Genomic DNA, 19,045 nt, shown 5'->3' with positions numbered 1-19,045 from the left:
TTTCGTCCGAACCCTGGTCGATGTGGTGGGTTCGAAGATTGCCGCCACCCGGCACGGCTAAGGTCCTGAGATGACCATCAGCGAGCCACCGCGGCCGGTCGGGGATGAAAATGGCCCCGGCACCCCGGCCATCCGCATCGGCGACGCCGAGCGCAACGCCGCAGTCGAGGCTCTCGGTGAGCACATGACCACCGGGCGGCTGGATCTCGACGAGTACGGCACCCGGAGCGCGATCGCGAACACGGCGAAGACGGTGGGCGAACTGCAGGCCCTGTTCGCCGACCTGCCGGCCCCGCACCCGACGCTCCCGGGCGTCGCCGCCGGGCCGCTCGCACCGGTCGGTCAGCAGACCCCGGCGATGATCCGCGCGCAGAGCTCGGGCATGGCAGTCCAAGACGACCGCAACAAGGCGCAGAAGCTGGTCGGCGCGGCCGCTGCGGCGTCAAGCCTGATCGCGTTGGGCCTGTTCTTCGCCACCGGATTGTGGTGGTGGTTCCTGCTGATTCCGCTCATCTCCTCGATTGCCGGCAGCGTGTGGGGCGACAGCTGGAAACGCCCCGACCGCCGCTGATAGCGGCACAGCGTTTCCGGCCAGGCATCCTGGCAAGGTCCGCGTGAACCCGGCAAGGCCCGGGGACCGTGCCAGGACCCGGCAGGCCTTGCCAGGACGCCGATCCCGGTCGGATCCCGGTGCCGACGTGGCCGCCTCTCACCACCAGCCGAACAGCTGGCTCAGGATGAGCCCGAGCACCGTGGCCGACACGGCGCCGAAGTACCGGAGCCCCGTCGGCATCAGCGCCGCCCATTGCACATTGGAGCGCAGCGGAACGACCGCCGACAACGCTGCGAGCTGATGGACCAGCGGCAGCAGCACCACCAGAGCGATGAGCGAACCGTCCAGCTGGGGGTGTCCGAGGAAGACGCGCGCGGTCAGCGCGCCGACGAGCAGCACCGCGGACGCCGCTGATCCGGGCCGCATGAGCACCCATAGTCCCACGCCGACCATCAGGAACAACTGCATCCAGACCTGGGTCTCGATCTCCGGTTCCTTCCAGAGGACCACCATGGTGAGCGCGGTGGTCAGCGCGAGCATGATGCGCAGCCAGCTACCACCCCCGGGCAGGACAGCGCGGTTCACCGTTGGCGTCTCGAACTCTTCCAGGTGCGAGCCGGCCAGGTCGTAGGCACTGCGCTCACGGGGCTGCTGGTCCGCACTCATCGGCGGAGCCTCCGCATCTTCATCGAGGCGGACAGATCGGTGGCGAACTGACCGCCCTCCCACGTCAGCACGGCGATTCCCTTGGCCCGCAGCCGGTCCAGCCGGACGACGCGCTCGGCGAGCAGGAGCTGGACCTCCTTCTTCGCCTGCGGGTGTGGGTCCCTCACCGTCACATCCAGGAGCGCCCTGGCCGGCAACGTGTCCACCACGATCAACTGGTGCCCGCGGCCGGCGGCGTCCGTGGCCGCCTGCAGGGCGATGTCGTCGATCATCGGGGAGAGCATCACCACGACGGCGGAGGACGGCAGGCCCCAGAGCTCGGGCTTGGGCATCCAGCGCTGCCTCGACACCTGCACCTGCGCGAGCTGGTGCCGGATCCGTTGCAGGTGACGGGATCCGCTGCCCATCCGAATGTGCCGACGAATGGCCGACAGGTCGAGCACCCCCACCCGGTCCCCGGCCTTCAGCTGGGTGGCGGTGATCGCGGTGGCGGCGGCCACCGTCAGATCGATGCTGGAGCGGGGTACCTCCGGGTCCGGCCCGTCGGTCGGCGCAGCCACCCGGACGAGACCGGAGAAAAATCGTCGTAGGCGGCCGACCGTGCGGCTGGTGGTACTGCGATATCGCTGCCAGTCTGTGAGCGGATCCCTGGTCTTGGGCAGGATCTCGTAGCGGGTGTCCAGGCACAGCACGAACTCGGTGTCGGCGTCGCTCTGCGTCCGGCGCACGAACAGCTTCTGATGACGGGCGTAGGCACGCCAGTGGATGCTCCGCAGCCGGTCGCCGGGAGCGAACTCCCGCAGGTCGATCAGATCGCCGCCGGTGCCGGGGCGGCGACTGCGATGCTCTCCCGCCCAACCGCCGAGGATGGGCGGCAGATCGAAGCCGTTCACCTTCTCCACCGATGGCGGAACGATGACGCGGAGTTCCTCGCTGAGCAGCGGACCGGCCATGAAGAGCCCGTCGGAGCTTGCGGCCAGCAGATCCGGACGCGCCAGAAGCATCGACCCCCACGCAGCGGCCTTGGTGACGACGTCCACCGTGCCGTCGCGACCGCCGGTCATGGTGGTCCAGCCCTGGGCCGGATCACCACTGGCCTCGGGCGTCCGGAGCGACACCAGCTGGACGCCCTCGAGCCCGCTGACGTCGTTCGCGACGACGGCCGGCCGGTCACCGAAGACGGCGCCGTCCGGTCGGGCCGAGGCCACCGGGAGTTGCTCGCCGGGCTGGCGGACCGATAGGGCCAGGATCAGTCCCAGCGCGAATGGGATGCCCAGGACGGCGATATCCGCACGCCCGAAGGCGATCCCGAGTCCAAGCCCGAGGGTGGCGAACGCGACCCCGCGGTAGAGGGCGGCGGTCGGACGCCAGCCCCGTCCGGGGGTCCGGGCTCGCGGCACGGCGAAGACAGGCGGTGGCGGGATCATCGAACCGCCGTCATGACGGAAGTCAACGCGTGACTGCGCGCAGGGTCGGCGGTGTCGGGACGGTCGCCAACAACTGCCGCACCACGTCCTCCCCCGAGACCGATTCGGCATTGGCCTGCAACGTCAGGACCAGGCGGTGGCCCAACCCGGCGACGGCCACCGCCTTGACGTCCTCGGGCAACACGAATCCGCGACCGTCCAGCACGGCCCAGGCCCGGGCCAGCAGCAGCAGCGCCTGGGTCCCGCGCGGCGAGACGCCGGCCTCGACCGAACTGTGGCGGCGGCTGGCGGTCGCCAGATCCACGCAGTAGCCGATGATGTCGGCGTCGGCATCGACCCGCTCGACCCCCGCCTGCAGGCGGAGCAGGCTGGCCGGGTCGGTGACCTGGGCAACCGGCTGGTCACCCTTGGCCCTGGCAATCCGGCGCCGCAGCATCTCGGCCTCGGCCTGCGGCGGCGGGTATCCGAGGCGGGTGCGGATCAGGAAACGGTCCAACTGCGCCTCGGGCAGCGCGTAGGTCCCCTCGTACTCGATCTGGTTGGCGGTGGCGATCACGTGGAACGGACGCGGCAGCATGTGGGTGTTGCCCTCGACGCTGACCTGGCCCTCCTGCATTGCTTCCAGCAGCGCCGACTGCGTCTTGGGTGGAGTCCGGTTGATCTCGTCGGCGAGCAGCAGACCGGCGAACACCGGTCCTGCCTGGAACCGGAACTCCGCCTTGCCGGGGTGGTAGAGGTAGGACCCGGTGATGTCGGACGGGAGCAGATCAGGAGTGAACTGGAGGCGCCGGAATTCCAGGCCGAGCGCGCCGGCCAGGCTGCGGGCCAGCAGAGTCTTGCCGAGGCCCGGGTTGTCCTCGAACAGCACGTGCCCACCGGCCAGGATCGCGGCAAGTGCCAGCCGCAACGGATAGCCGTTGCCCACCACCGCCGTTCCGACGGACTCGGCGAGACGACCTGCGGTATGGGCGATCTCGGCGGGTGAGGCGACCGATTCGGTCCCTGCCTTGGTGGTGTCGACCGTGGTCGGGGGCGTCGTCATCTCTTTCCTTTCGTCGGTGCGCTGAGTTCCAGCAGCCGGTCCGTCATGGTGGCCAGTTCGTCGTAGGTGAATTCGTCGGCGGGTACCCGCCCGCTCTCGCGATCGGAGGCGGTGAGCAGTTCGGGATAGAGGATGTCGTGGGAGCGCATGCCCAGCAGCGCGATGGCGTCCGATGATCCCGGCACCAGTTCACGCCGGGTCAGGATGGCAGTGGCAAGGACCTGCAATCGCTGACGCAGGTGCGGGCTGAGCCCGGGGGTCTTGTCGACCATCGAGTCGAACCCGTTGAGGCGCCACCGTTGGGTGGCGGCGGTCCGCCGCGCGTATCCCGACGGCGGCGCCGGCCACTCGACCTGGCCCACCTCCATCGCCCGGAGCAGGACGAACGCGGCCGCGGCCAGGACCGCGCCGATGGCGGCATCCCGCAACACGGGGACGCGCCCCACGTAGAGAGCAAGGGCAACGATCCCGCCCATCGCCAGGGACAGCCACAGGTGGACCGAAGCGGGGGTCCGGGGTGGCGTGGGTGGCCCGTAGTCCAGGCCGCCGGGCCCGGTCATGGCGCAATCCCGATCTCGGCAACCCTGCTATCGGCAACCCCGCTGACGGCAACCCCGCTGACGGCAACCCAGCTCACGGCGCCACCCACGCGGGGACGAGCGCCGTCATCAGGACGTCGACGCAGGCCCTGGCCCGGATCGCGGTGTCAGAGAGGAGCCGCACGTGATCGAACCGGGCACGCTGGTAGAGCCCCAGAAGCTCGGCCGTGGCTCGATTCTCGAGCTGGTAGACAGCCTGCAAGGCCTCGATGAATTCGGTGGGAGTCTGTTCCGGGCGGCGGGGAGTGCCACGCGCCGCGGCACGTTGCTCCAGTTCCTCCCAGCAGGCGATGACGTAGTCGGCGGCCTCGCGGGCGTCGAACGGGCGGTCCGGATCGGGCAGGGGCGCGCTGGGCAGCACCGGGTCCGGCACTTCCTTGCGACGGCGACGGGTCGACCCGCCGTTACCGCGGTTGCGCAGCATCGCGGCGGCGATCAGCAGCAGGGCAGCGACCAGCACGGCCAGGAGCACCCACAACACCACCGTCGGGTCGAACGAGGACCCACCGGACTTCGGGGCCGAGATCGGCGGGATCGTCGGCAGCGTTGGCAGGGTCGGGAGGTCGGTGATCCGCGGCAACGTGGGTGGTGCGGATGTGTCCTCCGGGCGCTTCACCCACGGGCCCACCGAGCCGGCCCACAGCGCGGCGCCGGTCAGCAGGACGCCGGCTGCGACCAGCAGTCCGACCCGCACCGGCGGCGGTGGCGTCGGCCACTTCGTTCTCACACCCACAGCGTCAGCCCCCTCATGCCTGCTGGCTCTTCGCGCAAGCGCTCACCCATCGTCTCCAGTCGATCATGTCCCATCCGGCCCGATCTCGGGCTCCGTTCACACAGTTGCACGTGGCTCGGTCACACCGTTGCTCTGTCACAGTTGCCCGGTGGGGCGGTCACCCAGTTGCCCGGCGGGCCGGTCACACGGTGGCCCGGTGCCCCCAGGCATCGGCGAGCGAGACGGCATGACGCCAGGACGCGAGCTCCGCGTCGCGTCGAGCCGGGTCGATGGTGGGTCGCCACTCGGCCGCTCGCTGCCAGTTGCGACGAAGCACCTGCCGGTCCGGCCAGTAACCGACGGCCAGTCCGGCCGCGTAGGCGGCGCCCAACGCCACCGTCTCGGCCATCATCGGGCGGACCACCGGGATGTCAAGCACGTCGGCGATCATCTGCATGAGCAGATTGTCGGTCGTCATTCCGCCGTCGACGGCCAGGCTGACCGCCGGGATCCCGGCGTCGGCGTTCATCGCGTCCATCACATCCCTGGTCTGCCACGCGGACGCCTCCAGCACGGCCCTGGCAATGTGGGCCTTGGTGACGAACGCCGTCAGCCCGACCAGGATGCCCTGTGCCGAAGGGTTCCAGTACGGCGCGAACAGACCCGAGAAGGCAGGCACCACATAACATCCGCCGTTGTCCGGGACCGTTGCAGCGAGCGTCTCGATCTCGGCCGACGTACGGATCAGACCGAGGCTGTCCCGGCACCACTGCACCAGCCCGCCGGCCACGGCCACCGCCCCCTCCAGGGCGTAGACGGCGGGCTCGTCGCCGATCTTGTGGGCGAGGGTGGTGATCAGCCCGTGGCTCGAGCGGACGATCTCCGGGCCGGTGTTCAGCAGCAGGAAACTACCGGTACCGAACGTGCACTTCGCCTCGCCCGCGTCAAAAGCGGTCTGACCGAACAGCGAGGACTGTTGATCGCCGATGATCGCCCCGATCCGGATGCCGGCCACCGGGCCAACCGTCCGACCGACAACCCCAATGGTGGAGCGGATCTCCGGCAGCATCGAGGCCGGCACCCGAAATACCCTCAGCAGCAACGGATCCCAGTCGAGGGTCTCCAGATTCATCAGCATCGTGCGGCTCGCGTTGGTGACGTCGGTGACGTGGATGCCGCCGTCGACCCCGCCGGTCAGGTTCCAGGTGATCCAGGAGTCCATGGTGCCGAACAGGAGCTCTCCACGCTCGGCCCTGGCTCTGACATCCGGGTCACGGTCCAGGATCCAGCGCAGCTTCGGGCCCGAGAAGTAGCCAGTGAGCGGCAGTCCCGTCCGACGGCGAAGTTGCTCCGGGTCGATGTCCCCGGCCACCTCCACCAGCAGGTCGGTGGTCCGGGTGTCCTGCCAGACGATCGCGCGCCCGACCGGGCGACCAGTGGTGCGGTCCCACACCACCGTCGTCTCCCGCTGGTTGGTGATGCCGAGCGCAACGATCTGGGCAGGGTCGGCACCCGCGTCCGACAGGGCCTGCGGGAGTACCTGACGGACGATCGCCCAGATCTCGGCGGCGTCGTGTTCCACCCAGCCGGGCTTCGGGTAGTGCTGGTGGTGTTCGCGTTGGGACAGCGCGACCATGGTCCCCTGGTGGTCGAACACCATGCACCTGGTCGATGTCGTGCCCTGGTCGAGCGCTGCGACGTACTTCGCGGTCACGAATCGCGCCCGTGGCCGAGTTCACGGGAGATCGACCGTCCGGCCCGGATCACCTGCGAGATCAGGCCCGGCCGGGGGCGTGACCTCTCGTCGCACACCTGGTCGAGGTCACCTTCGATGCCGACCGTGGCCACCACGTAGCCGCCGCCGTCGCGAATGGGTGCCGCGATCGCGGCAACCCCGGCCGCCGACTCCTCGACCGAGGTGGCCCAGCCCTGATCGCGAATGGTGGCCAGATCACGTTGCAGCGCAACCCGGTCGGTGATCGTCCGGAAGGTGTAGCTGGGCAGTTGCTGGCCCACGATGCTCCGCGCCGCACCGGGATCGAAAGCCAGGAGGACCTTGCCGAGGGCGCTGGCGTGCAGAGGAACAGCGGTGCCGGTGAGCAGGACCTGGTCGGAGCGGCCCGCCCGGAAGACATGGTGTGCGACCACCGCCTGTCCGCCGAGGAACGAGGCCACCCTCGCCGACTCGCCGGTTCTCGCCGCGAGGGCGTCGGTCCAGTTCAGCGCCTTCGAGCGCAACTCGTTCGGGTCGAGTCGGGCCCATCCGAGCCGGAAGATCTCCGGGGTGACGCGGTAGGGGCCGGTGGGGTAGGTCTGTTCGATGAAGCCGACATCCTGCAGCGTGCGCAGCAGACCGTGCGCCGTCCCTTTGGCAAGCCCCAGCGCAGAGGCGATCTGAGCCAGCCCGACGGGCTCGTTCTCGTCGGCGAGGAGGCGCAGCATCGCCGCTGCCCGCTCCACCGACTGCACCGTTGCCGACACGGGTGACAGCGTACGCGCCCGACCTCACAGCGTTCGGCGATGCCGAACTGACCACCGTTCGGCATTGTCGAACGGCCGATGTTGTCGGTCCGGCGACAGCGGGTCTACCGTCCCGGGTAGGGCATTCTCCGGGCGGCCCGGATCGCTGCTGCAGCGATCGACTACACCAGCGAGGATCATCGATGACCCTGAACTGCAAGATGGCGATCGTCTCGACCCCGAGCGCGCCATCGGCAGAGCTCGCGGCCTCCTGGTGACCACCCTTTCCCTTCGCCATCGGTTTGTGCCTACCGAACGTCCGGGGTCCCCGAGGCGCGACACGTACGCAGCACCAACAGTTCTGCACAACGAGGAGTAGAAGATGAGTTTCCTGTCCACCGCGCTGAGCCCCGAGAACCGCCAGGACGCCTTGAACCAGATGGCGAACACCCAGTTCGACGTCCTGGTGATCGGCGGCGGCGTGGTGGGTGCGGGAGCTGCGCTCGATGCTGCCAGTCGTGGCCTCAAGGTCGCCCTGGTGGAGGCGCGCGATCTGGCCTCCGGTACGTCCAGCCGATCCTCCAAGTTGGTGCACGGCGGGCTGCGTTATCTCAAGCAGCTCAACTTCTCCCTGGTCTTCGAGGCCCTCCGGGAGCGCAAGCTCATCCTCGAGACGCTCTGCCCGCACCTGGCCCACCCGGTCAAGTTCATCTACCCGCTCGAGCGTTTTGCCTGGGACCGCGCCTATGTCGGAACCGGCGTCGGTGTCTACGACATCCTCGGCGCCGGCCGCGGGGTGCCCAGTCACCTCAAGCACCTGTCCAAGAAGAAGACGCTGCAGTCGTTCCGTGGGGGCAAGATCGGCGGGATCAAGGGCGGCATCATGTTCTACGAAGGTCAGCTCGACGACGCCCGCCACACCATGATGATCTCCCGCACCGCCGCGTCCTACGACGCCCTGGTGGCGACCAGCGCCCGGGTCACGTCTTTCCTGCGGGACGGGCAGCGGGTGATCGGCGCCATCGTCCGCGATCTGGAGTCCGGCCGCGAGATCGAGGTCAAGGCAACGACAACTGTCAACGCGGCCGGCGTCTGGACGGACGACATCCAGCAGATGGTCGGCGGCAAGGGCCAGTTCAAGGTAACCGCCTCCAAGGGCGTGCACGTGATCATCCCGAGAGACCGGATCGACTCCGACACCGGTCTCATCACCGAGACCGAGAAGAGCCTGCTGTTCATCATCCCGTGCCCGTGGAGCGATGACTTCTGGGTGATCGGGACCACCGACACGCCCTGGAACCTCGATCTCGCCCACCCGGCTGCGAGCCGCAGCGACATCGACTACATCCTGGCGCAGGCCAATCGACTGCTCGAGAAGCCGCTCACCCGTGACGATGTCGTCGGTGTCTACGCCGGGCTGCGTCCGCTGCTGGCCGGCGAGGAGGACCAGACCAGCAAGTTGTCCCGCGAGCACGCCGTGGTTTCTCCGGTGCCCGGCCTGGTGATCGTGGCCGGCGGCAAGTACACGACCTACCGGGTGATGGCCGAGGACGCCGTCGACGCCGCGGTCGAGCAGCTGCCCGGCAAGATCGGGAAGTCCATCACCGACAAGGTCCCGTTGATCGGCGCGGACGGATACCAGGCCTTGGCCAACAACCAGGACAAGCTGGCCGTCGAGGTCGGTCTCGACGAGCCGCGGGTCAAGCACCTGCTCGGCCGCTACGGCAGCCTGATCCGCGAGGTGGTGGCGCTGATCGCCGCCACACCCTCCCTCGGCGATCCGCTGGACAGCGCACCGAAGTACCTGAAAGTTGAAGCTGTGTACGCCGTCTCGCACGAGGGTGCGCTACACCTGGACGACATCCTGGCCCGCCGGACTCGCATCTCGGTTGACACCTGGGACCGGGGCGACGCCGCCGCGCAGGAGGTCGCCGAACTGGTGGCCCCACTCCTGGGCTGGGACGACGCGGCCGTGGCCAACGAGGTCGAGCACTACCGCGCCAGGGTCAAGGCCGAGATCGAGTCGCAGCGGATGCCGGACGACCAGACGGCCGACGCCGCCCGAATGGGGGCACCGGAGGTCCGTGTCGGAGCCGAAACTCCTGGCGAGCGCGGAGCAGTGCCGGCCGCGGGGGTGGGCGAGGGCAAGAAAGCCCAGGGCCTCTAGTGCTCATCAGTCGTGTGGTGAGCACCAAGCTCCTGGTCTCGAGCGTGCTCCGGGGGTCGAGCGTGCTCCTGACGTCGAGCGTGCTCCTGACGTCGACCGTGCTCCTCGCGGCCGGCGCCCGGGGCCGTGTCATCGAACCGGACGCCGATCGGGGGCAGCCGCTGGCGGGTCCCGTCTGACAGACCGACCCCATGGCTGAGTCGGCCCAATCGGCTTCACGGGCAACTGGGGCGCCAACTGCACGGTTCGTGGTGTCGGAGAGTATTTCTGCGCCCGAAGGTTCAGCGTCGAATTTTCATTCGGCCCTTGCACTCCGTCGATACCTCTATCGACGGAGAAATCAACCCTACCGGCAATGACGCCGGCACAAGTCCAATGGAGGACTCTCGTTGAGCACCGTCAGCCTGGGACACATCTTTCTGTACGAGACGCTCGGCACCGCCGTGCTTCTCCTTCTCGGTTGTGGCGTGGTCGCCACTGCCATCCTCAAAGGCAGCAAAGGCGAGAACGGAGGATGGCTTCTCATCTGCTTTGGTTGGGGACTCGGCGTTTTCGCCGGCGTGTATGTTGCTTTCCCGACCGGCGCCCATCTCAATCCCGCTGTCACGATCAGTTTGTGGATCACCGGCGGTATTTCCGCCCAACAGGCGTTCGTCTACTTCGCGGCCGAACTTCTCGGCGCTTTCCTGGGTGCTGTCCTCTGCTGGCTCGCCTTCAAGGAGCACTTCGATGCCGAGCCCGATCCCGGCAAGAAACTCGGGGTCTTCTCGACCGGGCCCGCCATGCGCAACTACGGGTGGAACCTCGTCACGGAGATCATCGCCACCTTCGTCCTCATCTTCTGGGTGTTGATTTCCGGCGGAACGCCCGCATCGATCGGTGCCCTCGGTGTGGCCCTGGTCGTCGTCGGGATCGGCGCCTCACTGGGCGGTCCGACCGGTTACGCCATCAACCCGGCGCGGGATCTCGGTCCGCGCATCGCTCATGCCATTCTCCCCATCAAGGGCAAGGGCTCCTCGGATTGGAGCTACGCCTGGGTTCCCATCGTCGGACCGATCGTCGGTGCGGTCCTGGCCGCCCTGATCTTCAAGGCCACCGACGCCGCTGATCTGATCAAGTCCGTCAAGGCCGGCTGATCCTCCGGCCGCACCTGCACCACCGTTCATTCCACTGTCGTAGTGACCGAAGCCATTCCTCGTAGTGACGAAAGGGACCACCTCCATGAGCGAGCAGTTCGTAGCAGCGATCGATCAGGGCACCACCTCCACCAGGTGCATGATCTTCAACCACGACGGCCGGGTCGTGGCCGTCGATCAGAAGGAGCACGAGCAGATCTTCCCGAAAGCCGGTTGGGTGGAGCACAATCCGATCGAGATCTGGGAGAACACCAGGGCCGTCACGGCCGGTGCATTGGCCAAGGCCGATCTGAAGGCCTCCGACATCGCCGCCGTCGGGATCACCAACCAGCGCGAGACCGCGATGGTCTGGGACAAGAACACCGGGGTGCCGGTCTACAACGCCATCGTCTGGCAGGACACCCGCACCGACGCCATCTGCCAGCAGCTGGGTGCACTCGGTGGCGGGGCGGAGCGCTACAAGGACAAGGTCGGACTGCCGCTGGCCACCTACTTCTCCGGGCCCAAGGTGCGCTGGATCCTCGACAACGTCGAAGGCGCAAGAGAAAAGGCGGAGGCCGGCGACCTGGTCTTCGGCAACATGGACACGTGGACGATCTGGAACATGACCGGCGGTGTGGACGGCGGCCTGCACATCACCGAGCCCACGAATGCATCGCGCACCCTGCTGATGGATCTGGACACGCTGACCTGGGATGCGTCCATCGCGGAGGACATGAAGATCCCGCTGTCGATGCTTCCGGAGATCAAGTCGTCATCCGAGGTCTACGGCGAGGTTAGGCCGCGCGGCGTGCTGGCCGGTGTGCCGATCGCCGGCATGCTGGGCGACCAGCAGGCGGCCACCTTCGGCCAGGCCTGCCTGTCGGTCGGTGAGGCCAAGAACACCTATGGCACCGGCAATTTCATGCTGATCAACACCGGTACCGAGAAGGTCCCGTCGAAGAACGGCCTGCTGACCACGGTCTGCTACAAGATCGGGGACCAGCCGACCATCTACGCCCTCGAAGGTTCCATTGCCGTCTCGGGTTCGCTGGTGCAGTGGGTCCGGGACAACCTCGGACTGATCACCAACGCGCCGGAGATCGAGGATCTGGCGAAGACGGTGGACGACAACGGCGGCTGCTACTTCGTTCCCGCCTTCTCGGGTCTGTTCGCGCCCTACTGGCGCAGCGACGCACGTGGGGCGATCGTCGGACTGACCCGCTACGTCAACAAGGGGCACATCGCCCGCGCCGTGCTGGAGGCCACCGCCTTCCAGTCGAAGGAGGTGCTGGACGCCATGAACGCCGACTCCGGCGTCGATCTCACCGCACTGAAGGTGGACGGCGGCATGGTCGTCAACGAAACACTGATGCAGTTCCAGGCCGACATCCTCGGCGTCCCGGTGATCCGTCCGGTGGTGGCCGAGACCACTGCCCTCGGCGCCGCCTACGCTGCCGGCCTCGCCGTCGGTTTCTGGGCCTCGGAGGAGGACATCCGCACCAACTGGGCCGAGGACAAGCGCTGGGAGCCGAACATGGAGGAAGGCGCCCGCGCCAAGGCCTATGCCTCCTGGAAGAAGGCCGTCACCAAGACCTTCGACTGGGTCGAGAACGAGGACTGACCCCTGCGCCGCCGGTCCGCTGACTCCTCGGCCCGGCCGCGTCTCGGACTCTGCGCACGCAGTTCGTCCCGGCGCACCTCGGGCTCTGCGCACGCAGTTCGTTCCGGCGCGTCTCGGGCTCTGCGCAGACCTTTCGTCCCGGAGCGTCTCGGGCTCTGCGCATACAGTTCTACCCGGCGCGTCTCGGGCTCTGCGCATACAGTTCTACCCGGCGCATAGGAAAATGCCCGTTCAGCGCGAAATCAGGCGCTGAACGGGCATTTCCATGTGTGCACGACGATTCGGTATGCGCCCCGACACGCTGGAGCGGTGATCCCAGGCAGTCCGTGACACGCGGGACTGAATTGGATCGCCGTTCCGACCGATCCGACGGGCAGATCAGAACGCGGCAGTACCGCGCGGTGTGCCGAGGCCGGTCGGTCCGTCCCATCCGGTGCGAGAGGTGCACCAGATCGTCGTCGGGCAGGAGCCGTTGGTCCCGGACGTGACGTCGTTGAGAGACGAGGTGTGGGCCCACGTGTAGGAGGCCGGGTAGCCGGAAGTGTTGCCGGACAGCGCATACACCGAGGCGATGATCGGCGATGACGCACTTGTCCCACCGAACACCAACCAGCCCTTCGAGCCCTGGTAGGCGGTGGAGTCGTAGACCGCGACGCCGGTGTTCGGGTCCGCGACGGCGGAGACATCAGCATTGGCCTTGCCCGAGCACTGCGTCACGGACGTCTGCCAGCTGGGCTTCGCGTTGAGCGTCGAGCAACCGCTGCCTGCACCACTCCAGGCGGCCTCGGTCCAGCCCCTGCTGTTGGAGGACTTCGTCAGGCTGGTACCACCGACGGCGATGACGGTCCCGTAGGAAGCGGGCGATTCGATGCCGTAGCCACCGTCACCGGTGGATGCGGTGATCGCGATCCCGGGGTGGTCATATGCCGAGCTGGCCGAGGAGTCGGACCCGCCGTAGGAGTTGCTGATTGCTGAAACACCTTGCGTCGCCGCGTAGTTCACCGCGGCAGCAAGATTTGCGAACGATGCACTCTTGGCCTCCACCAACAGGATCTTGCAGTCGGGGCAGGTTGCCGCCACCATGTCCAGGTCCAGTGAGATCTCCTGTGCCCAGCTGGCATTCGTCGTCGGAACGGCCCCACCGGTCTGCCCGACCTTGCGGAAACAGCCGTTCGCGGTGGTGCAGGCCGACAGTCCGTACTGCGACCGGTAGACCCCGAGGTCCGCTTCAGCGGTCGGATCGTTGTAGGCGTCGACGATCGCGACGGTCCGCCCGCCGCTGGAGGACGAGGCAAGCGCATAGGCGGACCGGATGTCCGCCGGACCGTAGCCGCCGGGAGTGGCGGTGGCCAGGGGCTTTCCGTTGGCATCCTCCTGCACGAGGGCCTCGCACGACGCGGTCCCGGCAGTGGCTCTGGTACAGACGCGACCCGCATGATGCCCGCGGGCAGCGGGCGCCGACGAGGCTGCGGCCAGACCTACCGGACCGATCAGCAGGGATGCGGCCACAGCGGCGACCACAACGAAGACACTTCTTCTCATCGATACTCCTGGGTGATTCGTGAGAACTCCGGACGCCGGTAGTTTGCACGAATAACGATCAGATGTGAAGACCCTGTGAACAACAAGACTTGTTGCGAAAGGGTGATCCTGGGTCACTCTCAGTGGGACAACGCTGTCTTCTGCAGCAAATCCTGCTGATTCCCATGATGCAGGGACCGGCCCCACACCGACTGCGGACACCGACCACCGCGGACACGGACACAGACCACGGCCACCGGCACCCGCGCATGCACACTTGGGCTGCGCATATAGAAATGCCGTTTTCCGGGCAAATCAGGTGAAAACAGATGCTTTTGTATGCGCCGGGCACTTCTGTATGCGCCGAGGGCGGTCACCCGAGGTCCGAGGCGTGCGTGCGGTGTGGCCGGCCGGCGTCAGCCGAGATCGCCGTCGTAGTGCATCAAACGGCGGCCGATCTCGGTGATCGAGCCGGACAGGGACGGGTAGACACTGAGCGTGTAGGCCAGATCTTTGGCGGTCAGGCCGTTCTGGACGGCCAGGGCGATCGGCAGGATGAGCTCGGAGGCTTCGGGGGCGACCACCACCCCGCCGATGACGATCCCGGTCGCCGGTCGGATCATGAGCTTGATGAAGCCGTTCTTCATCCCGGTCATCTTCGCGCGTGGGTTGGTGGACAGCGGCATCATCAGCGTCCGCGCCGGCACCGTACCGGCGTCGACCTCGGCCTGCGAGATGCCCACGGTCGCGATCTCCGGGTGCGTGAACACATTGGCCGCCACCGTCCGCAGCCGCAGCGGCGGCACACCTTCGCCGAGCGCGTGCCACATCGCGATCCGTCCCTGCATGGCAGCGACCGAGGCGAGCATCAGCACCCCCGTGCAGTCCCCCGCGGCGTAGATACCGGCCACCGAGGTCCGGGACACCCGATCAACGGGGATGAAACCACTTGCCGGCACCTCGATCCCGACCTTGTCGAGACCGATGTCGGAAGTGTGGGGCACCGAGCCTACGGTCATCAGGCAGTGCGAACCCCGCACCTCCCGGCCGTCGGTCAACGTGACGATCACCTCGTCGCCGTCCCGGACGACCAACTCCGCCCTGGCCTGCTTCGCCAATACCGACCCGCGCTCGGTGAAGACTTCCTCGATCACCGCGGCGGCGTCGGCGTCCTCGCTCGGCAGCACCCGGTCGCGACTCGACACAAGGGTGACCTTGCAACCCATCTCGGTGTAGGCCGAGGCGAATTCGGCGCCGGTCACTCCCGACCCGACCACGATGAGGTGCTCGGGCATCTCGTCGAGGTAGTAGACCTGACGCCAGGTGAGGATCCGCTCCCCGTCCGGTACCGCGCTGGTCAGGATGCGCGGACTGGCGCCGGTGGCGATCAGCACCACATCGGCCTCCAGATCGGTGACGGTCCCGTCCGGAGCGGTGACCTCGATGCGGTGTGCCGCAAGGCCGGGGGCGGCATCGGCCAGCCGGGCATGACCGAAGACCATCTGCACGCCCTCCGCGATCAGCTTGGATCCGATGTCCGCCGACTGCTTGAGCGCGAGCGAGAGGACCCGGCTGTTGACGGCCCGGAGGTCGACCTCGACCTTGTCGGAGGGGATCCTGATGCCCAACCCCCCGGCGTCCCGCACCGCGGTCCTGGCGCCGGCCGAGGCGATGAACGTCTTCGACGGCACGCAGTCGTACAGCACGCAGGCACCACCGGCCCCATCGGTTTCCACGAGGGTCACCTGGGCGCCGTACTGGGCAGCCACCAGCGCCGCCTCGTACCCGGCCGGGCCACCACCCATGATCACGATCCTGGTCATCGGTCTTCACCTCTCGTGCGCCCGCCGTCCACGCGACCACCGTATCGGTCGGGACCGGAATCACGGCTACCGACGGTAAGGTCCCTGCCCACGACGCTTCTCGCGGCTTACGAGGACGACGAATACAGCCCGGAATACGGGACGTTCCTGGTTCGGGACAGCTATGACAACTTCACCGGAGAGACGAACGACGACCTCCCTCTTCTCGACGAGTACGGGACCGACGCCCAACCCTGCGGGACCATCGGGCGTGGCGGGTCCGGATGGCTGGACGGTCCGGCATGCGGGTCCTACGAGCCCGTGCGTCTGGAGTCCCACGACAGCGCACCGGCCCGTGACGACGCGAGGTGGGACACCGTGGTCGAGACGCCCTTTCGGAGCGTGACCGGCGTCGTCGGCCTGAGCCAGGTCACCAGCGGATTCGCCGAGTCCGCTCAACTCGTGCTGGCCCGACCAGGCGACCTCCGGGCCCGGATCTGCTGCCGCCTGAACACGGACGAGGACGAACACGTCTGGCTGGTGCAGTTCTGGCCGGCGCCGGTCGTCCCGCCGAGCTGGTTGAAGCGACGCGAGTCACCGGTCGCTGCTGTCACCGGAACGCCGTGGACCGAGGTGGTTCCCGGGTTCGATGTCTTGCTGCACGGCATCGAGATGGCTGCGTCACCGGAGGTCTCACTCGACGAACTCGACCTTGCCGTGCCTCTCCTGGTGGCCGCCGGGGTGCTCGAGTCGGCCGGTCCCGATCGCATCCGATTGGCGAACGACCCGCCGCGCCCGCAGGACGTCGTCGAACTCGATCCTGACCTTGCGATGTCACTTGCCCGGTACGAGGAGGTCACCCGGTACTCCAGCTTTGCCTCCGATATCGCTTTTCTGGTGTTGTGGAGCGGGCCCGCCAGTTTTGCCGTCGAACAGTTGGCCGAACAGTTGTTGGCAACGACCGACGATGTTCGCGAGACAATAGAACAAGTCCAGCTGGTGCACTCGGCTGTATCGAGCAACTCGACCCGGTCACCGGCACCACCGTCCGCCGCGATCGGTCCGGTCGTTATCTGTTGCGTCAGGACGGAACACGACGGCCGCATTACGCGGAAGCAGCGACCTTGTTGAAGCCAGGAGGTGAACTGGTCTACACCTTCCTCTTCACCGGTGAAGGCGAGCGACCGCAGTTGGCGATCTTCGATCCGGAAATGGAGGCCAGCCGCCCCCGGATCTTGGTTCTGCCCCAGGATGCCGAGACGAGTGAACACGGACAAGGACCACCGGTCTGGGAGGACCACGACCATCTGTTGTTCAGCTGCTCAGGGCTCAACAGCCGCATGACCGGTCCCGACATGGTCCGGCTCGATGTCCGGACGGGCGATCTGGAGCAGGTCGGCTCGACCTCAGCCCGGCCCGGGCCCGCCCTTTTCGTCGAGCCACTCCTGGGGTGAGAGAGGCGACGGCGGAACAGCGCCCGATAAGCTGCGCGACATGGCTCTCTATGCGGCGTACGGGTCCAACATGGACCCCGCGCAGATGTTGCAGCGCTGTCCGTCCTCCCCGGTGGCCGGGACCGGTTGGATGCCCAACTGGCGCCTCACCTTCGGCGGCGAGGACCTCGGCTGGGAGGGCGCACTGGCCACCGTGGTCGAGGAGCCCGGCTCGAACGTCTTCGTCGTCCTCTACGACATGGCCGACTCCGACGAGCGCACCCTGGACTCCTGGGAGGGCGCCGATCTCGGCCTCTACTCGAAGATCCGCGTGATGGTCCAGACGCTCGAGGGAGCCAAGCTCGCCTGGCTCTACGCCCTCCAGGCCTTCGAGGGCGGCATTCCCTCGGCCCGCTACCTCGGCGTCATCGCCGACGGCGCCGAGGCGGCCGACGCGCCGACGGAGTACGTCCGCGACCTCCGCCATCGCCCCTGCCGCTCGACCGGGAGCTGACAGGCCCCCGGGAAAAGCCCGGCCGGCTCGATCAGCGCGGGACGTCGAAAGATTCCATCGCGGTGAGGGCCAGCAGCCGGACGGCAACCGGAAGAGCCCGCTCGTCGGCGCAGAAGCCGGGCGAGTGCAGGTCCACCTGGGGCCCGACACCGTCCCAGACGCCTACCCGGGCCAGTGCCCCCGGCACGTGGTCAAGATAGGTCGCAAAATCCTCGGCACCGGTCGACTGTTCGGCCAGCGCAATGCTTTCCGAGCCAATGGCCGTAGTGGCCGCCGCCCGCAGGATCTCGGTGCTCACGGCATCGTTCTCGACCGGAGGCACCCCGCGCTGGTAGTCGAGGGTGAATCCGCAACCCGTCGGCGCCAGAATCGCTCCAACGATTTCCCGCACGAGCGGTTCGGCGAGATCCCAGCCACCGCGGTCCATCAGCCGCAGGGTGCCGCGCAACGTCCCGGACTCCGGGATGGCGTTCGCGGCCACGCCCGACGCCACGTTGCCCCACACCATCACCGGGACGGACCTCGGATTCATCCGGCGGGTGAGCAGGCTGGGCAGGCCGGTGATCACCATCCCCATCGCATGGATCAGATCAGCCGTCAGGTGAGGGCGTGCGGTGTGTCCGCCGGGACCGGCAAGTCGTAGATCGATGACGTCGCTGGTGGAGGTGATGGGCCCGACCCGCAGCCCGACGCGGCCGACCTCCAGCCGCGGGTCGCAGTGGATGGTGAAGATGCGTTCGACACCTGCGAGAGCACCGGAGGCGATCACTTCCTCGGAACCGCCGGGCATCATCTCTTCGGCCGGCTGCCAGATCAGCCGGACGCTGCCGGGCAGGTCACCGGCGGACGCCAACGCCTGGGCCGCGCCGATCAGCGCGGTGGTGTGGATGTCGTGACCGCAGGCGTGGGCCACCCCGGGCACCGTCGAGGCGAACGGCAGTCCGGTGACCTCCCGCAGCGGCAGCGCGTCGATGTCCGCGCGCAGCGCGACAAGCCGCTCACCAGAACCGATCTCGGCCACCACACCGGTGCCGCTGGGCAACAGGGTGCCGGTGATCCCGACGTCACGCAACGAACGCAGGATCACCGCGGAGGTCGCCGACTCGGCGTGCCCGAGCTCCGGGTGCGCGTGGATGTCGCGGCGGGTCGCCACCAGTGCCGGCAGTCGATCGAGCAGGTACCGGTCGAGCCACTCCGGTCCGCGACCGGACCCGGGGTCTGCGCCGGGCACGGTCGGCACCGGTGCCTTCCGGGCAGAGTTCACGGCATCGGAGATGGGTTCGGATCTCATCTGTACTTCTCGTCTCCGTCTTTCGATCGTGGTCCGGCGCGGGCCACGTTACCCGTGTGATTGGCTATGTCCGCGCGAAGTCCACACGAACCCGCAGTGCCCGGCAGAGGAAGCACCCG

18 protein-coding genes are annotated in these 19,045 nt (G+C 67.8%); 8 read left to right on the top strand and 10 right to left on the bottom strand.

Annotation, left to right across the window (positions count from 1 at the left end):
- Nucleotides 1–70 precede the first annotated feature (70 nt).
- Nucleotides 71–571, top strand: a complete 501-nt coding sequence (locus ABIB25_RS09700) for a DUF1707 SHOCT-like domain-containing protein (RefSeq protein ID WP_354528223.1) — start codon at nt 71–73, stop codon at nt 569–571.
- A 138-nt stretch (nt 572–709) separates the two neighbouring features.
- On the opposite strand, the gene ABIB25_RS09695 is transcribed toward ABIB25_RS09700, so the two are convergent.
- The 7 genes from ABIB25_RS09695 to ABIB25_RS09665 all read right to left on the bottom strand — a co-directional run bounded on the left by ABIB25_RS09695 (nt 710) and on the right by ABIB25_RS09665 (nt 7,480).
- A complete protein-coding gene (locus tag ABIB25_RS09695) occupies nt 710–1,219 on the bottom strand; it encodes a hypothetical protein (protein ID WP_354528222.1) in 510 nt (169 codons plus the stop codon).
- Nucleotides 1,216–2,646, bottom strand: a complete 1,431-nt coding sequence (locus ABIB25_RS09690) for a DUF58 domain-containing protein (protein WP_354528221.1) — start codon at nt 2,644–2,646, stop codon at nt 1,216–1,218. The genes ABIB25_RS09695 and ABIB25_RS09690 overlap by 4 nt, the downstream gene beginning before the upstream one ends.
- A gap of 22 nt (nt 2,647–2,668) precedes the next feature.
- Nucleotides 2,669–3,688 (bottom strand): AAA family ATPase, encoded by a 1,020-nt coding sequence (locus ABIB25_RS09685; RefSeq protein WP_354528220.1) that lies wholly within the window; start codon nt 3,686–3,688, stop codon nt 2,669–2,671.
- Entirely contained in the window at nt 3,685–4,248 is a 564-nt protein-coding gene (locus ABIB25_RS09680) for a hypothetical protein (protein WP_354528219.1), read from the bottom strand. The genes ABIB25_RS09685 and ABIB25_RS09680 overlap by 4 nt, the downstream gene beginning before the upstream one ends.
- A gap of 73 nt (nt 4,249–4,321) precedes the next feature.
- Nucleotides 4,322–5,014 (bottom strand): DUF4129 domain-containing protein, encoded by a 693-nt coding sequence (locus ABIB25_RS09675; protein WP_354528218.1) that lies wholly within the window; start codon nt 5,012–5,014, stop codon nt 4,322–4,324.
- 187 nt (nt 5,015–5,201) lie between these two features.
- Nucleotides 5,202–6,713, bottom strand: a complete 1,512-nt coding sequence (gene glpK, locus ABIB25_RS09670; protein ID WP_354528217.1) for a glycerol kinase GlpK — start codon at nt 6,711–6,713, stop codon at nt 5,202–5,204.
- Entirely contained in the window at nt 6,710–7,480 is a 771-nt protein-coding gene (locus tag ABIB25_RS09665; protein ID WP_354528216.1) for an IclR family transcriptional regulator, read from the bottom strand. Before ABIB25_RS09665 ends, glpK (ABIB25_RS09670) begins: the two co-directional genes overlap by 4 nt.
- A 361-nt stretch (nt 7,481–7,841) precedes the next feature.
- Here ABIB25_RS09665 and ABIB25_RS09660 point away from each other — a divergent pair, with 361 nt between their 5' ends.
- From ABIB25_RS09660 to glpK (ABIB25_RS09645), 4 genes are all read left to right on the top strand, one after another.
- Nucleotides 7,842–9,626, top strand: a complete 1,785-nt coding sequence (locus ABIB25_RS09660; protein WP_354528215.1) for a glycerol-3-phosphate dehydrogenase/oxidase — start codon at nt 7,842–7,844, stop codon at nt 9,624–9,626.
- A 17-nt stretch (nt 9,627–9,643) separates the two neighbouring features.
- A complete protein-coding gene (locus ABIB25_RS09655) occupies nt 9,644–9,805 on the top strand; it encodes a hypothetical protein (protein WP_354528214.1) in 162 nt (53 codons plus the stop codon).
- A gap of 210 nt (nt 9,806–10,015) precedes the next feature.
- A complete protein-coding gene (locus ABIB25_RS09650) occupies nt 10,016–10,762 on the top strand; it encodes an MIP/aquaporin family protein (RefSeq protein WP_354528213.1) in 747 nt (248 codons plus the stop codon).
- Between the two features lie 85 nt (nt 10,763–10,847).
- Nucleotides 10,848–12,365 (top strand): glycerol kinase GlpK, encoded by a 1,518-nt coding sequence (gene glpK, locus ABIB25_RS09645; RefSeq protein ID WP_354528212.1) that lies wholly within the window; start codon nt 10,848–10,850, stop codon nt 12,363–12,365.
- Nucleotides 12,366–12,743: 378 nt separating this feature from the next.
- Here glpK (ABIB25_RS09645) and ABIB25_RS09640 read toward each other — a convergent pair whose 3' ends face one another.
- Nucleotides 12,744–13,907, bottom strand: a complete 1,164-nt coding sequence (locus tag ABIB25_RS09640; RefSeq protein WP_354528211.1) for a S53 family peptidase — start codon at nt 13,905–13,907, stop codon at nt 12,744–12,746.
- 395 nt (nt 13,908–14,302) lie between these two features.
- Nucleotides 14,303–15,709 carry an NAD(P)H-quinone dehydrogenase gene (locus ABIB25_RS09635; RefSeq protein ID WP_354528210.1) on the bottom strand — a complete coding sequence of 469 codons (1,407 nt, stop codon included), beginning with the start codon at nt 15,707–15,709 and terminating at the stop codon, nt 14,303–14,305.
- Nucleotides 15,710–15,724: 15 nt separating this feature from the next.
- Here ABIB25_RS09635 and ABIB25_RS09630 point away from each other — a divergent pair, with 15 nt between their 5' ends.
- The 3 genes from ABIB25_RS09630 to ABIB25_RS09620 are packed head-to-tail and all read left to right on the top strand — an operon-like array spanning nt 15,725 to nt 17,635.
- Nucleotides 15,725–16,819, top strand: a complete 1,095-nt coding sequence (locus ABIB25_RS09630; RefSeq protein WP_354528209.1) for a hypothetical protein — start codon at nt 15,725–15,727, stop codon at nt 16,817–16,819.
- Nucleotides 16,813–17,142 (top strand): hypothetical protein, encoded by a 330-nt coding sequence (locus ABIB25_RS09625; protein WP_354528208.1) that lies wholly within the window; start codon nt 16,813–16,815, stop codon nt 17,140–17,142. The genes ABIB25_RS09630 and ABIB25_RS09625 overlap by 7 nt, the downstream gene beginning before the upstream one ends.
- A 40-nt stretch (nt 17,143–17,182) precedes the next feature.
- Nucleotides 17,183–17,635 (top strand): gamma-glutamylcyclotransferase family protein, encoded by a 453-nt coding sequence (locus tag ABIB25_RS09620; protein WP_354528207.1) that lies wholly within the window; start codon nt 17,183–17,185, stop codon nt 17,633–17,635.
- Between the two features lie 31 nt (nt 17,636–17,666).
- On the opposite strand, the gene ABIB25_RS09615 is transcribed toward ABIB25_RS09620, so the two are convergent.
- Nucleotides 17,667–18,926, bottom strand: a complete 1,260-nt coding sequence (locus ABIB25_RS09615) for an amidohydrolase (protein ID WP_354528206.1) — start codon at nt 18,924–18,926, stop codon at nt 17,667–17,669.
- Between the last annotated feature and the right edge of the window lie 119 nt (nt 18,927–19,045).

It is taken from the genome of Nakamurella sp. UYEF19 (assembly GCF_040546275.1).
Lineage (GTDB): Bacteria > Actinomycetota > Actinomycetes > Mycobacteriales > Nakamurellaceae > Nakamurella.
Note: the sequence above shows the minus strand (reverse complement) of the source record. Positions and strands in the feature narration are given on the sequence as shown.

Excerpts from the sequence above, each read along its gene's own strand:
- ABIB25_RS09620 (WP_354528207.1), top strand. The coding sequence starts at position 17,183 with ATGGCTCTCTATGCGGCGTACGGGTCCAACATGGACCCCGCGCAGATG.
- ABIB25_RS09635 (WP_354528210.1), bottom strand. The coding sequence starts at position 15,709 with ATGACCAGGATCGTGATCATGGGTGGTGGCCCGGCCGGGTACGAGGCG.
- ABIB25_RS09695 (WP_354528222.1), bottom strand. The coding sequence starts at position 1,219 with ATGAGTGCGGACCAGCAGCCCCGTGAGCGCAGTGCCTACGACCTGGCC.
- ABIB25_RS09685 (WP_354528220.1), bottom strand. The coding sequence starts at position 3,688 with ATGACGACGCCCCCGACCACGGTCGACACCACCAAGGCAGGGACCGAA.
- glpK (WP_354528212.1), top strand. The coding sequence starts at position 10,848 with ATGAGCGAGCAGTTCGTAGCAGCGATCGATCAGGGCACCACCTCCACC.
- ABIB25_RS09640 (WP_354528211.1), bottom strand. The coding sequence starts at position 13,907 with ATGAGAAGAAGTGTCTTCGTTGTGGTCGCCGCTGTGGCCGCATCCCTG.
- ABIB25_RS09615 (WP_354528206.1), bottom strand. The coding sequence starts at position 18,926 with ATGAGATCCGAACCCATCTCCGATGCCGTGAACTCTGCCCGGAAGGCA.
- ABIB25_RS09690 (WP_354528221.1), bottom strand. The coding sequence starts at position 2,646 with ATGATCCCGCCACCGCCTGTCTTCGCCGTGCCGCGAGCCCGGACCCCC.
- ABIB25_RS09680 (WP_354528219.1), bottom strand. The coding sequence starts at position 4,248 with ATGACCGGGCCCGGCGGCCTGGACTACGGGCCACCCACGCCACCCCGG.
- ABIB25_RS09660 (WP_354528215.1), top strand. The coding sequence starts at position 7,842 with ATGAGTTTCCTGTCCACCGCGCTGAGCCCCGAGAACCGCCAGGACGCC.
- ABIB25_RS09700 (WP_354528223.1), top strand. The coding sequence starts at position 71 with ATGACCATCAGCGAGCCACCGCGGCCGGTCGGGGATGAAAATGGCCCC.